The organism is Paraburkholderia sp. CNPSo 3272, from assembly GCF_024206495.1.
In the GTDB taxonomy this organism is placed as follows: Bacteria; Pseudomonadota; Gammaproteobacteria; order Burkholderiales; family Burkholderiaceae; genus Paraburkholderia.
In genome coordinates this window covers 1-559 of the sequence record NZ_JAMBPQ010000120.1, presented here as the reverse complement: position 1 = coordinate 559, position 559 = coordinate 1, and the positions used below count along the sequence as shown (strand labels likewise).

Here is a 559-nt window from a genome sequence, read left to right as displayed (position 1 = left end):
CGGTGCATCGGCCCCCAGTCGGCGCGGCCGTTATAGCGTACGCCGTGTGAGAGGAGAAACGCCTTCAGCCGTTGTCGCGCGCGCTGTAGATCGTCCTTCGCGCTCACCCATGCGCGAGCCAGGTCGCGGAATGCTTCGTCCTCCACGCTGGGCACGTACACTGGCGAGAGGTCCCCGGCGCGTAGCGAGCGCACAAGCTTGATGGCATCGCGCCGATCGGTCTTGACACGATCGCCGGGCTTCTTGGGTTTAAACGGGGGGGCGCACCCCATACAGTCGAACTCTTTCTCCATGAGGTGCCGGTAGAGCCCATGGCCACACGGACCCGCCTCATAAACGATGTGGATGCGCCGCGCCTTCGACTGTAGGCGCTTGGACAGGCGTTCGATATCGGTCTTCGTCGTCCCGATCTTGCCGAGCAGTTCGACCTCGCCGGTGCCGAGCGCATAGGCAACCGTGATCGATTCCTTGTGAACGTCCAGGCCGACATACAACGTGCTATCGTTTTCCATTGCTGGCCTCCGTGCCGGAAATCGCCGGGTGTGACCCTGTCCACACC

At 63.0% G+C, this 559-nt stretch carries 1 protein-coding gene; it reads right to left on the bottom strand.

Translation table 11 applies throughout. From position 1 onward, the window contains the following. Positions 1–512 (bottom strand): transposase (locus M3I53_RS38785; RefSeq protein ID WP_254320825.1); only part of this gene is annotated, 512 nt, incomplete at its 3' end. Positions 513–559 lie beyond the last annotated feature (47 nt).